Below are 11,907 nucleotides of genomic sequence, written 5' to 3'. Positions count from 1 at the left end.
CCCTTGTCAGCGTGGAAGGCAAGGGTGCTGGCGGTAACCCAGCATCGAGTCGTAGAGGTCGCCGCGACGATCTCGATGCAGGTCGTTCAAACTGTTCCAGATGGGCGCACTGCGTGAACTGGTCAGGTCGATATCAGCAAACAGGATTTCCTGTTTATCTGCGGATGCCACCGCGCCAATCGGCCAGCCATTGGTGCCGGCAATCAATGAGCAGCCGAGATAGCGTGCACCGCGCTCCTCGCCGATGCGACTGGCTGCGGCGATGAACACATTGTTGACGTGTGCGGCTGTCATGGTCAGATACGACGCCATGCATTTGCCGGCCTCGTCAAAAAGAGGAGGAGGGGTCCAGACCCAATTGTTCAAGCTGCAGATAATGTCCGCGCCTTGCTGAGTCAGAATTCTCGGTACCTCGGGGAACCAGATATCCCAGCAGATCAACAAGCCTATTCGGCCAATGGGGGTTTCGAATACCGGGAAACCCAGGTCGCCTGGCGTGAACCACAGCTTTTCCAGATTCCACAGGTGTGCCTTGCGATATTTGCCAATGAAGCCGTCGGGCCCTACCAGCACGGCGGTATTGAACAGTCGCATGCCATCTCGCTCGGTCAAACCCGCTGCCAGATAAACTTTGTGCTCGCGGGCGAAGTTCATCCACGCCTGAACACTGGGACCATCGGGAATCAACTCCGAGTGATCGAAGGCATCCTGCCGATTGCTGAAGTAATACCCGGTGCTCGACAGCTCGGGCAGGACGATTAGATTGGCGCCGCCATTGGCGGCTTCTTGCGCCAGAATCAAGCTCTGGCGAAGGTTCTCGCGCTGGTTTTCGATACCGACCTGAGGGTCGAACTGGATAACTGCTAGACGAACTGGGCTGAATGACTCGCTCATTTCAAATGACCCTTTCTTATTGTTATTCATGTTGTGGAGTTGCGTGGTCATAAGAAATGAAAAGCTAATGCGAGTAAGTCAGCCACTTCCGTTTAAGCAGTAGTCCATTTCCCGCTCTTGCTTGGCTCGGGAACGGGGATACGCATGGCATGCATGCAACCAAGCGCGTAGTCGAGGGGCTGGAGGTCAGAAATGGGTCGTCAGGTTGCGATTTTGTAGTGCGGGTAATCGCTCATCGAAAAGCCGCCATTGAAGGTCGCCGCGGTTTTGTCGCAGATGTGAATGACTGCGTCGATAGCGCCTCTGAAGCAGGGTTCTGTCCAGCCGGCATCCACCGAAAACGATTCGCCACACAGATAGAGTCCCGATGCGTGGGCGAAATCGCGGTTGTATTTCATCAGGCTGACAGCATCGTAGTAGCCACCGGGTCGATAAAGCTTTGCGCATCCCAGTGCATTTTTGTCGGTGATCCAGCGATGTACCACGGCTTGATCGACCCCTATATACGGAGAAATACGTTCCTGGATATTGGTTGATTTCATCAGGATTCGGTCCAGCTCCTTGGCACACCGGATAACCAACTCCTTGTCTGTGAACAAGCCAAGCTTGGTGGCGTCATCCTCCCAGGTGTAACTCAGGAGGATGCAGTCGTAGCTGTAATTGTCGTTATAGCGATAGGTGTAAACATCGTGGATGAAACTATCGGTGACGATGGCCTGGGGGATTTTGTTCTTGCCTGACAAGAAGGTTTTTTTCAGGGGGGCGAAGACCTTGCAGCTGGTCTCCCAATGCGCCGTCTTGTAAGCGTTGATGATCTCGAAGGGCAGCATTTGCGGCGTGAAGTTTTCGAGTTTTACCCGGGTTTCAAGTAGCCAGGAAGGCAGTGTGATGATGACCGAGTCAAAGTCATCGAAATGCTCTTGGGTATATTGGGGCATGCTGTGCCTGGAGTTGAAATACACCCGCGACTTCAAGTTGCCGAGTTTCTCGATTCGGGTAACAGAGGTATCCATGAGCAAACCGTCTGGTCGTTTCAGGCAATGCTCGTAGAAAGAGTCGGCAGCTTCATCGGGCTTCATGAATAGCAGGCATTCAGCGAGCGCTGCGAGCCCGATGTAGCGGGGTTTTTCGAAGCTTTGTCCGGTGGAGTCAAACATCGCATTACTGTGCAGAAGGGGAGAGTCGGCTAACGGGTCGCCAGCCGCGTTGACGCGACCATAGATCAGTTGCAACTGGCTGCTGAAACCAAAAATGGCGGTGCGTAACGGGTAGAGTGAACACACGTCATAAAAAGCCCCCCAACTGCCATCACCGATACCGATGGCATAGAACAGCGCTGATTCCTTCGCATTCATTCCCATACCGCCAAAGTCACCTGGCGCATTTCTGTCCCAGGTATCCAGCACCGACATGCTGACCAGATCTCGAAAGGACACGCTTTCGTATTTTTCGACAATGGCGGCCCACATCGCTTCCCATTCATTGCTTGCGTAAGCCTGCGCAACGTGGCGTGTCATGCGATCGGCGAATGCCTTCCATTTGGCATGAACCGCTTGCAGGTCTGCTCCGGGTGGGGCTGTTTCACCGTCTGCGTTTTTCCAGATGAGCATTTGCGGCGTCAGCTCGTCGCTCATGCTGCCTTCACGCAGGAAAATGCCAGTAGAGGTGACCCATTGGCTACCTGGATTGGCGAAGTCCGAAAAGGCCAGATCAAACACTTTGGTGTAATAAGCCATCAGCGAGCGTCCCTCTGTTGGCGATTCGCCCGCTCGATTGAAAAAGGGCATGCGCATCGCGCCCATTTCAAACGGCGTATGGCTGGCCGACGAGCGGGGGCTGCCTGGCACGGTCAGGTGTCTGCCGCCAACGCGGGAGGATTGTTCGATCAATGTGATGTCGGTAAAACCGCAGCGGTGCAATTCCCTCGCCGCCGTGAGGCCTGTGATGCCGGCGCCGATGATGCAGATTTTGTGTCGCGGTGCAGTCGCTTGTGCGACGCCGTTTGCCTGTTCGACCAGTGTTCGATAGTCGAAACACAAGTCAGGAGGGTTGGGAAAACGGCCAGCCCATGGTGAGTGCTTCGAGCGCTTGGTGCGTGTGATGTCGCCGTTCACTTGCGACGGATAGTTATAGCTTGATCCAATGGTCACGACTGATCTTCCCTGATGGTTTTGACAGGAAAGATATTGAACAGCTTGTTCTGCACCGAACAGTCGGCAATCGGGTTGCGCAGGGGCTGTAAATTCGGTTTGTTGCGTGGGAAAAGTAAGTTGGCAGAGTTTTCATGTGGGTGCGATGACACCCACATGATGGTGTGCCTGGCGCTTAAGCAGCCTGCTGAAACTGCTGCCGATACTGGTTCGGCGACAGTTCAGTGTGCTGACGGAACAGCCGCGCAAAGAAGCTCGCATCGTCGTAACCGACCTCATAACTGATGGTCTTGATGCTCTTGCGGCTGCCGGACAGCAAGCCTTTGGCGGTCTCGATGCGCAGGCGTTGCAGGTAGTGCAGCGGCTTGTCACCGGTAGCGGTCTGAAAGCGCCGCATGAAGTTGCGGATGCTCATGCCGTGCTCGCGGGCGACGTCTTCGAAGCGGAACTTGTCGGCGAAGTGCTCTTCGAGCCAGTGCTGGATCTGCAGGATGATCACGTCCTGATGCAGCTTCTGCCCACCGAAACCGATGCGTCCCGGCGCATAGCTGCGCTGCACTTCATAGAGAATGTCGCGGGCCACGGCTTGCGCGACGTTGGCCCCGCAGAAACGCTCGATCAAGTAGATGTACAGGTCGCAGGCTGAGGTGGTGCCGCCGGCGCAATACAAGTTGTCGGCATCGGTCAGGTGCTTGTCCTGATTGAGATAGACCTTGGGAAACCGCTCGGCGAACGCATTGAAGAAGCGCCAGTAGGTGGTCGCTTCCTTGCCGTTGAGCAGGCCGGCCTCGGCCAGCCAGAACACCCCGGTGGCTTCACCGCACAACACCGCGCCGCGGGCATGCTGTTCGCGCAGCCAGGGCAGGACTTGCGGATAACGGCTGCACAGCGTGTCGAAATCGTCCCAGAACGCCGGGAGGATAATGACATCGGCATTTTCCAGTCCGCCGTCGACCGGCATCACGACGTCACTGAAACTGTTCACCGGTTTACCGTCGGGGCTGACCAGCCGTGTTTCGAAGGCCGGAGTCAGGCCGTGGCCCAGTTGTTTGCCATAACGCAGGCTGGCCAGATGGAAGAAATCCTTGGCTTGCATGAGAGTGGAGGCGAAAACCCGGTCGATTGCCAGGATGCTGACGCGCCGCAAGGGCGTGGAGACTTGCTTGGACATAATTCAACTTTTGTTTTGTTTTTATAAGGGAAAGTGGTCACCAGACGGCTGGATCGTCTTATTTTTTGTCGGATGTGTCCAGTGTCCCGTGTCAGAAGGGAGGCTTAGTCTCTGAAGGTCATTTCCCTCCAACCACAAAGAAAGGTGCCGCATGATCCCCAGAACCTTGTTCAGCTCCGAGCACGAATTGTTTCGCGACAGCGTCCGCACCTTCCTCGAAAAAGAGGCCGTGCCGTTCCATGCGCAATGGGAGAAACAAGGCTATATCGACCGCAAACTCTGGAACAAGGCAGGGGAGGCGGGGATGCTCTGCTCGCACCTGCCGGAAGAGTACGGCGGCCTGGGGGCGGACTTTCTCTATAGCACGGTGGTGATCGAAGAGGTCGGGCGGCTGGGCCTGACCGGCATCGGTTTCTCGCTGCATTCGGACATTGTCGCCCCGTACATCCTGCATTACGGCAGTGAGGCGCTGAAGCATAAATACCTGCCGAAACTGGTTTCGGGCGAGATGGTCACGGCCATCGCCATGACCGAGCCGGGGGCGGGATCCGATCTGCAAGGCGTGAAGACCACGGCTGTGTTGGACGGTGATGAATATGTCATCAACGGTTCGAAAACCTTTATCACCAATGGCTTTCTCGCGGATCTGGTGATTGTGGTCGCCAAGACCGATCCGAAGGCCGGCGCCAAGGGCACCAGTCTGTTTCTGGTCGAAGCGAATACGCCAGGTTTCGACAAGGGCAAGCGCCTGGAAAAGGTCGGCATGAAGGCGCAGGACACCTCGGAGCTGTTCTTTCAGGATGTGCGCGTGCCTAAAGAAAACCTGTTGGGGCAAGCGGGGGCAGGGTTCGCCTATCTGATGCAAGAATTGCCGCAGGAGCGCCTGACCGTGGCGATCGGCGGTTTGGCCTCAGCCGAAGCGGCGCTGCAATGGACGCTCGATTACACCCGTGATCGCAAGGCGTTCGGCAAGGCGATAGCCGACTTCCAGAACACCCGCTTCAAGCTGGCCGAAATGGCCACTGAAATCCAGATCGGCCGAGTGTTCGTCGATAAATGTCTAGAGCTGCACCTGCAAGGCAAGCTCGACGTGCCGACGGCGGCGATGGCGAAATACTGGGGCACCGATCTGCAATGCAAAGTGCTCGACGAGTGCGTGCAGTTGCATGGTGGCTACGGCTTCATGTGGGAGTACCCGGTGGCCCGGGCGTGGGCGGATGCGCGGGTGCAGCGGATTTATGCCGGCACCAATGAAATCATGAAGGAGATTATTGCGCGGTCGCTTTGAATTTAGCAGTGTTTTGACAGGCCCTTTCGCGAGCAGGCTCGCTCCCACAAGGATCACGCTGTACCTGTGGGAGCGAGCCTGCTCGCGAAGCTTTTAGCGGTCGATCACGGCGCAGGATTCGGATGATCCTTGTGAATCGCCTCGATCCCCTCCAACACTTCATCCGAGAGCTTCAGATCGAAGCTGGCAATGTTGCTGTCCAGTTGCTCGAGCGTCGTCGCACCAATGATGTTGCTGGTGACAAACGGTTGCTGCGTGACGAACGCCAGCGCCATCTGCGCCGGATCCAGACCATGTTCACGGGCCAGCGCAACATAACGGCTGCAGGCTGCTTCCGACTGCGCATTGAAATAGCGGCTGAAGCGACTGTAGAGGCTCAGGCGGCCTTTCGGCGGACGGGCGCCACCTTCGTACTTGCCTGAGAGGAAACCAAACGCCAGCGGCGAATAGGCCAGCAGGCCACATTGTTCGCGGATGGCGATTTCTGCCAGGCCCACTTCAAAGCTGCGGTTGAGCAGGTTGTACGGGTTCTGGATCGACACCGCGCGCGGCCAGCCACGGGCTTCGGCCAGCGCCAGAAAACGCATGGTGCCCCACGGCGTTTCGTTGGACAGACCGATGTGGCGGATCTTGCCGGCCTTCACTTGCTCGTCGAGTGCTTCGAGGGTGTCTTCAAGCTGGGTCAGATTGGCTTCGATCTTGTGTTTGTAGCCCAGCTGTCCGAAAAAGTTGGTGCTGCGCTCCGGCCAGTGCAGTTGGTACAGGTCGATGTAGTCGGTTTGCAGGCGCTCGAGGCTGGCATCGACCGCTGCGGTGATGTGCTGGCGGTTATGGCGCAGGTTTTTGTCGCGGATGTAGTCGATGGTGTTGCCCGGGCCGGCGATCTTGCTGGCAAGGATCCAGTCGGCGCGGTCGCCACGACTTTTGAAGTAATTGCCGATATAGCGCTCGGTGGTGGCGTAGGTTTCGGCTTTCGGCGGCACCGGGTACATCTCGGCGGTGTCGATGAAATTGATCCCGGCCTCCTTGGCCCTTTCGATCTGGGCGAAGGCTTCAGCTTCAGTGTTTTGCTCGCCCCAGGTCATGGTTCCGAGGCAGATTGCACTCACGTTCAGGTCGGTACGGCCTAGCTGGCGATAGTCCATCGGGTGCTCCTTGGGCAAAACAATCATAAAAGCAGGTTGAAATATTTTTCGCAATCTGCATAATTGCCGACCTCTTTCTGCAGTGGAAGTGATGCGCCGCCGCCGAAGAATCTTGCCGTTGAACGGACGCGCCGACCCGAGCCCCCGAAAGCGTCTGTATCCGGCTGCCTTTGACTTGTCAAAGTACGCACTATTCAGTAAGATCCGCCGTCTAATTTACAGGGCGGCCCCTGAGGCTATAAAGAATGAAAACTTTTACTGCTAAACCGGAAACAGTAAAGCGCGACTGGTTTGTCGTCGACGCTGCTGGTCAGACCCTGGGTCGTCTGGCCACCGAAATCGCGAGCCGTCTGCGTGGCAAGCACAAGCCTGAGTACACTCCTCACGTTGACACCGGCGACTACATCGTCGTAATCAATGCTGAGCAGATTCGTGTTACCGGTGCTAAAACCACTGACAAAATGTACTACTCCCACTCCGGTTTCCCGGGCGGCATCAAGTCGATCAACTTTGAAAAGCTGATCGCTAAAGCCCCTGAGCGCGTGATCGAGACCGCGGTTAAAGGCATGCTGCCTAAAAACCCACTGGGTCGCGACATGTACCGTAAGCTGAAAGTCTATGCGGGCGCTGCACACCCACATACTGCTCAGCAGCCCCAAGAACTGAAGTTTTAACGGAATAGTACATTATGTCGGCGACTCAAAATTACGGCACTGGCCGTCGCAAGACCGCAACCGCACGCGTTTTCCTGCGTCCGGGTACTGGTAACATCTCCATCAACAACCGTTCGCTGGATAACTTCTTCGGCCGCGAAACTGCCCGCATGGTAGTTCGTCAGCCGCTGGAGCTGACCGAGACTGTCGAGAAGTTCGACATCTACGTCACCGTGATCGGCGGTGGTGTAAGTGGTCAAGCTGGCGCAATCCGCCACGGCATCACTCGCGCTCTGATGGACTACGACGAAACCCTGCGTGGCGCTCTGCGCAAAGCTGGTTTCGTTACTCGCGACGCCCGTGAAGTTGAACGTAAGAAAGTTGGTCTGCGTAAAGCGCGTAAGCGTCCGCAGTACTCGAAGCGTTAATTCCGCTTCCACGTTCAAAAAGAACGCCCGCCTCCTCACGGAAGCGGGCGTTTTTTTATGCCTGTGATTTATCAAAGAATTGCGCTGCGACAACTTGCCACTTCCGTAGACCCCCTATACTGCAAGGCTTGAGGGTAAGAGCTCCGGGTAATTCCCTTGTCAGAATTGGGGCTTTTCATTACCATTCGGCAAAATTTTTATAAGTAACATTGATTTATTTAGTAGATGCCTGATTTAACAGGCCACAAAAGCTGATGGGAGAGGACTGAATGAGCAATGACGGCGTGAATGCAGGCCGGCGTCGCTTCTTGGTAGCAGCCACATCCGTGGTGGGTGCTGCAGGAGCGGTGGGGGCTGCGGTCCCGTTCGTGGGGTCATGGTTTCCCAGTGCCAAGGCGAAAGCCGCCGGTGCACCGGTGAAAGTGAATGTCAGCAAAATCGAGCCAGGACAGCAGATGATTGCTGAGTGGCGCGGTCAGCCGGTGTTCATTGTCCGCCGTACTGCGGAAATCCTGGGGAATCTCAAGAAGATCGAGGGCCAGCTCTCCGATCCAACCTCCAAAAACTCCACGCAACCCACCTATGTCGACCCTGAAGTGCGTTCGATCAAGCCGGAAATTCTGCTGCTGATCGGGATCTGCACGCACTTGGGTTGCTCACCGACTTTCCGTCCCGAAGTGGCACCTGCGGATCTGGGTAAAGACTGGGTCGGTGGCTATTTCTGCCCTTGCCACGGCTCCCACTACGATCTGGCTGGCCGCGTCTACAAGTCGCAACCTGCGCCTTTGAACCTGCCAGTTCCCCCGCATTCCTATGAGACCGATGACCTGATTGTCATTGGCGTCGATACGGAGAAAGCGTGATGAGCAAGTTCATGGATTGGGTTGATGCGCGCTTTCCTGCGACCAAGATGTGGGAAGACCATCTCAGCAAGTACTACGCTCCAAAAAACTTCAACTTCTTCTACTTCTTCGGCTCCCTGGCGCTGCTGGTGCTGGTCAACCAGATCGTCACCGGTGTCTGGCTGACGATGAGCTACACGCCGTCGGCAGAAGAAGCCTTCGCTTCCGTTGAATACATCATGCGCGACGTCGAGTACGGCTCGATCCTGCGTCTGCTGCACTCGACCGGCGCTTCGGCGTTCTTCATCGTGGTCTATCTGCACATGTTCCGTGGCCTGCTCTACGGTTCGTATCAGAAGCCGCGCGAGCTGGTCTGGGTGTTCGGCATGCTGATTTACCTGGCGCTGATGGCCGAAGCGTTCATGGGTTATCTGCTGCCTTGGGGTCAGATGTCCTACTGGGGTGCCCAGGTGATCATCTCGCTGTTTGGTGCGATTCCGGTCATCGGCAACGACCTGACCCAGTGGATTCGTGGTGACTACCTGATCTCGGGGATCACCCTGAACCGCTTCTTCGCCTTGCACGTTGTCGCGCTACCGATCGTGATCCTTGGTCTGGTAGTGCTGCACATTCTGGCGCTGCACGAAGTCGGTTCGAACAACCCTGACGGCGTCGACATCAAGAAGCACAAAGACGAAAACGGCATCCCGCTGGACGGCATTGCGTTCCATCCGTACTACACCGTGAAGGACATTGTCGGTGTCGTGGTGTTCCTGTTTATCTTCTGTTTTATTGTGTTCTTCTTCCCGGAAATGGGCGGCTACTTCCTCGAAAAACCCAACTTCGAGCAGGCTAACCCGTTCAAGACGCCAGAGCATATTGCGCCGGTTTGGTACTTCACACCGTTCTACGCCATCCTGCGTGCAATCCCTGACAAGCTCATGGGTGTGATCGCCATGGGCGCTTCGATTGCCTTGTTATTCGTGCTGCCGTGGCTTGATCGCAGCCCGGTCAAATCGATGCGCTACAAAGGCTGGATGAGCAAAATCTGGCTGGTGGTGTTCTGCATTTCCTTCGTGATCCTTGGCATTCTGGGCGTGCTGGCCCCGACGCCCGAGCGCACGCTGGTGTCGCAGATCTGCACCTTCTTGTACTTCGCCTACTTCATTCTGATGCCGTTCTACACCAGGCTCGAGAAGACCAAACCGGTTCCGGAAAGGGTGACTGGCTGATGAAAAAGTTATTTTTTGCTCTGATTTTTGCTGCGCTGCCTGTGCTGTCTTTTGCCGCTGAACACGGTGGTCCGGAGCTGGAAAAAGTCGACATTGACGTGTCTGACAAGGCTGCTTTGCAAGATGGCGCACGTACCTTCGCCAACTATTGCATGGGTTGCCACAGTGCCAAGTTCCAGCGTTACGAGCGGGTTGCCGATGACTTGGGCATTCCTCACGAAATGATGCTGGAGAAACTGGTGTTCACCGGCGCCAAGATCGGCGATCACATGAACATCGGCATGCAGCCTGCTGATGCCAAGACCTGGTTCGGCGCCGCACCACCGGATCTGACGCTGGTCGCTCGCGTACGCGGCACCGACTGGCTTTACGGTTATCTGCGCTCGTTCTACGAGGATCCTGCACGTCCATGGGGTGTGAACAACAAGGTCTTCCCGAACGTCGGCATGCCTAACGTGCTGGTCGGCCTGCAAGGTCGCCAGGTCGTTGGTTGCAAGCAGGTGCAGATCGTCGAAGACGGCAAGAAGCAATATGATCCGCTGACCGGTACGCCTCTGACTCATGAAGCGTGCGATCAACTGACCATCGTGCCGAAATCCGGTGCTCTGAACGAAGAGCAGTTCGATGAGAAGGTCAAGAATCTGGTAACCTTCCTGGCTTACTCGGCTAACCCGGTTAAGCTGCAACATCAGCGCATCGGTACTTACGTCTTGCTGTACCTGGCGTTCTTCTTTGTGTTCGCCTACCTGCTCAAGCGTGAATACTGGAAAGACGTGCACTGATACGCTTCAAGCATTGCTGTTAATCGCGCGCGCCCAAGGGCGCCTCCGATAACGCAACGTCTGGTCAGCCAGAGGTTGCGGGAGGCGCCCTCTGGGCGCGCGCGTTTTTCCGGTTCCGATAATTTCAACAAGCGAGGAGGATCGCCATGGGCGTGACCAATCGGTTGGCCTGTTACTCCGACCCCGCCGACCACTATTCCCACCGAGTGCGCATTGTGCTTGCAGAGAAGGGTGTCAGCGCCGAGATCATTTATGTGGAAGCTGGTCGCCAGCCGCCTAAACTGATTGAAGTAAACCCTTACGGCAGTCTGCCGACGCTGGTCGATCGTGACCTGGCGTTGTGGGAGTCGACCGTGGTGATGGAATATCTGGATGAGCGTTACCCGCACCCGCCGTTGATGCCGGTTTATCCGGTGGCGCGTGCCAACAGCCGCCTGCTGATTCACCGTATTCAGCGCGACTGGTGTGGTCTGGTGGATCTGATTCTGGATCCCAAGTCCAAGGAAGCCGCGCGTGTCGTGGCGCGCAAGGAATTGCGCGAAAGCCTGACGGGCGTGTCGCCGTTGTTTGCCGACAAGCCGTTTTTCCTCAGTGAGGAACAAAGTCTGGTGGATTGCTGCCTATTGCCAATACTCTGGCGTTTGCCGATTCTGGGTATTGAACTGCCGCGGCCAGCCAAGCCGCTGCTTGATTATATGGAGCGCTCGTTTGCGCGTGAGGCTTTCCAGGCGAGTCTGTCTGGTGTCGAACGCGATATGCGCTAAGGCTTAAGGAGCCGCTATGAACTCCAGTCGACCTTATCTGGTCCGCGCGCTCTACGAGTGGATTGTTGATAACGATTGCACCCCGCACATGCTGGTCAATTCCGAGTACCCGGCCGTGCAGGTGCCGCAGGGTTTCGCCAGTGACGGGCAGATTGTCCTGAACATCTCGCCGAGTGCGGTGCGTCATCTGCACATGGACAACGACGTAGTGACCTTCGAAGGTCGCTTCGGTGGCGTCCCGCACAGTCTGTACGTGCCGATCAGCGCGATCCTGGGGATCTACGCCCGGGAGAACGGTCAGGGCATGGTGTTCGATCTCGAGTCGCCAATGGATGACGAAGAAGAGATCGAGTCGGATGACGACTTGCCGCCACCGGACAGTGAGCCGCCGCGCCCTAGCGGCCGGCCAAGCCTGAAAGTGGTGAAGTAATAAAAAAGGCGATCCGGATGGATCGCCTTTTTTCTGTGCGTTGCAAAACTGTAGGAGCTGCCGAAGGCTGCGATCTTTTGATCCTGATCTTTTAAAAGCAAGATCAAAGGATCGCAGCCTTCGGCAGC

General features: G+C 56.3%; 12 protein-coding genes. 8 read left to right on the top strand and 4 right to left on the bottom strand.

From position 1 onward, the window contains the following. Nucleotides 1-6: 6 nt before the first annotated feature. The 3 genes from BK670_RS07390 to BK670_RS07380 form a co-directional block, all read right to left on the bottom strand. A complete protein-coding gene (locus tag BK670_RS07390; protein ID WP_123449241.1) occupies nucleotides 7-894 on the bottom strand; it encodes a nitrilase family protein in 888 nt (295 codons plus the stop codon). Between the two features lie 200 nt (nucleotides 895-1,094). Next, nucleotides 1,095-3,044 carry a flavin monoamine oxidase family protein gene (locus BK670_RS07385; RefSeq protein ID WP_123449240.1) on the bottom strand — a complete coding sequence of 650 codons (1,950 nt, stop codon included), beginning with the start codon at nucleotides 3,042-3,044 and terminating at the stop codon, nucleotides 1,095-1,097. A 175-nt stretch (nucleotides 3,045-3,219) separates the two neighbouring features. After that, entirely contained in the window at nucleotides 3,220-4,116 is an 897-nt protein-coding gene (locus tag BK670_RS07380; RefSeq protein WP_176091778.1) for a GlxA family transcriptional regulator, read from the bottom strand. A 250-nt stretch (nucleotides 4,117-4,366) separates the two neighbouring features. Between BK670_RS07380 and BK670_RS07375 the strand changes: the two genes are divergently transcribed. Further along, a complete protein-coding gene (locus BK670_RS07375) occupies nucleotides 4,367-5,503 on the top strand; it encodes an acyl-CoA dehydrogenase family protein (protein ID WP_123449239.1) in 1,137 nt (378 codons plus the stop codon). 104 nt (nucleotides 5,504-5,607) lie between these two features. On the opposite strand, the gene BK670_RS07370 is transcribed toward BK670_RS07375, so the two are convergent. Continuing rightward, nucleotides 5,608-6,648, bottom strand: coding sequence for an NADP(H)-dependent aldo-keto reductase (locus BK670_RS07370; protein WP_123449238.1), 1,041 nt, complete (start codon nucleotides 6,646-6,648; stop codon nucleotides 5,608-5,610). Nucleotides 6,649-6,893: 245 nt separating this feature from the next. Here BK670_RS07370 and rplM point away from each other — a divergent pair, with 245 nt between their 5' ends. The 7 genes from rplM to BK670_RS07335 all read left to right on the top strand — a co-directional run bounded on the left by rplM (nucleotide 6,894) and on the right by BK670_RS07335 (nucleotide 11,779). Continuing rightward, on the top strand, nucleotides 6,894-7,322 hold the full coding sequence (rplM, locus tag BK670_RS07365) for a 50S ribosomal protein L13 (RefSeq protein ID WP_007917032.1): 429 nt from the start codon (nucleotides 6,894-6,896) through the stop codon (nucleotides 7,320-7,322). 14 nt (nucleotides 7,323-7,336) lie between these two features. Next, the gene (gene rpsI / locus BK670_RS07360) at nucleotides 7,337-7,729 is read left to right on the top strand and encodes a 30S ribosomal protein S9 (RefSeq protein WP_003205364.1); all 393 of its coding nucleotides are present in this window, start codon (nucleotides 7,337-7,339) and stop codon (nucleotides 7,727-7,729) included. Nucleotides 7,730-7,998: 269 nt separating this feature from the next. Then, entirely contained in the window at nucleotides 7,999-8,592 is a 594-nt protein-coding gene (gene petA, locus BK670_RS07355) for a ubiquinol-cytochrome c reductase iron-sulfur subunit (RefSeq protein ID WP_003228055.1), read from the top strand. Further along, nucleotides 8,592-9,803, top strand: coding sequence for a cytochrome b (locus tag BK670_RS07350; RefSeq protein ID WP_122590050.1), 1,212 nt, complete (start codon nucleotides 8,592-8,594; stop codon nucleotides 9,801-9,803). Before petA ends, BK670_RS07350 begins: the two co-directional genes overlap by 1 nt. Further along, on the top strand, nucleotides 9,803-10,585 hold the full coding sequence (locus BK670_RS07345) for a cytochrome c1 (protein WP_007917027.1): 783 nt from the start codon (nucleotides 9,803-9,805) through the stop codon (nucleotides 10,583-10,585). Before BK670_RS07350 ends, BK670_RS07345 begins: the two co-directional genes overlap by 1 nt. A gap of 146 nt (nucleotides 10,586-10,731) precedes the next feature. Further along, complete coding sequence (locus BK670_RS07340; protein WP_007917025.1) at nucleotides 10,732-11,349, top strand: glutathione S-transferase N-terminal domain-containing protein; 618 nt, start codon at nucleotides 10,732-10,734, stop codon at nucleotides 11,347-11,349. Nucleotides 11,350-11,365: 16 nt separating this feature from the next. Further along, the gene (locus BK670_RS07335; RefSeq protein WP_007917024.1) at nucleotides 11,366-11,779 is read left to right on the top strand and encodes a ClpXP protease specificity-enhancing factor; all 414 of its coding nucleotides are present in this window, start codon (nucleotides 11,366-11,368) and stop codon (nucleotides 11,777-11,779) included. Nucleotides 11,780-11,907 lie beyond the last annotated feature (128 nt).

The organism is Pseudomonas fluorescens (assembly GCF_003732425.1).
Taxonomy (GTDB): Bacteria; Pseudomonadota; Gammaproteobacteria; order Pseudomonadales; family Pseudomonadaceae; genus Aquipseudomonas; species Aquipseudomonas fluorescens_BE.
This window is presented reverse-complemented; position numbering and strand designations above follow the sequence as displayed.

What these genes read in the sequence shown, in the direction of transcription:
- BK670_RS07390 (WP_123449241.1), bottom strand. Translation starts at nt 894, where the DNA reads ATGAGCGAGTCATTCAGCCCAGTTCGTCTAGCAGTTATCCAGTTCGAC.
- BK670_RS07375 (WP_123449239.1), top strand. Translation starts at nt 4,367, where the DNA reads ATGATCCCCAGAACCTTGTTCAGCTCCGAGCACGAATTGTTTCGCGAC.
- BK670_RS07370 (WP_123449238.1), bottom strand. Translation starts at nt 6,648, where the DNA reads ATGGACTATCGCCAGCTAGGCCGTACCGACCTGAACGTGAGTGCAATC.
- rplM (WP_007917032.1), top strand. Translation starts at nt 6,894, where the DNA reads ATGAAAACTTTTACTGCTAAACCGGAAACAGTAAAGCGCGACTGGTTT.
- rpsI (WP_003205364.1), top strand. Translation starts at nt 7,337, where the DNA reads ATGTCGGCGACTCAAAATTACGGCACTGGCCGTCGCAAGACCGCAACC.
- petA (WP_003228055.1), top strand. Translation starts at nt 7,999, where the DNA reads ATGAGCAATGACGGCGTGAATGCAGGCCGGCGTCGCTTCTTGGTAGCA.
- BK670_RS07350 (WP_122590050.1), top strand. Translation starts at nt 8,592, where the DNA reads ATGAGCAAGTTCATGGATTGGGTTGATGCGCGCTTTCCTGCGACCAAG.
- BK670_RS07345 (WP_007917027.1), top strand. Translation starts at nt 9,803, where the DNA reads ATGAAAAAGTTATTTTTTGCTCTGATTTTTGCTGCGCTGCCTGTGCTG.
- BK670_RS07340 (WP_007917025.1), top strand. Translation starts at nt 10,732, where the DNA reads ATGGGCGTGACCAATCGGTTGGCCTGTTACTCCGACCCCGCCGACCAC.
- BK670_RS07335 (WP_007917024.1), top strand. Translation starts at nt 11,366, where the DNA reads ATGAACTCCAGTCGACCTTATCTGGTCCGCGCGCTCTACGAGTGGATT.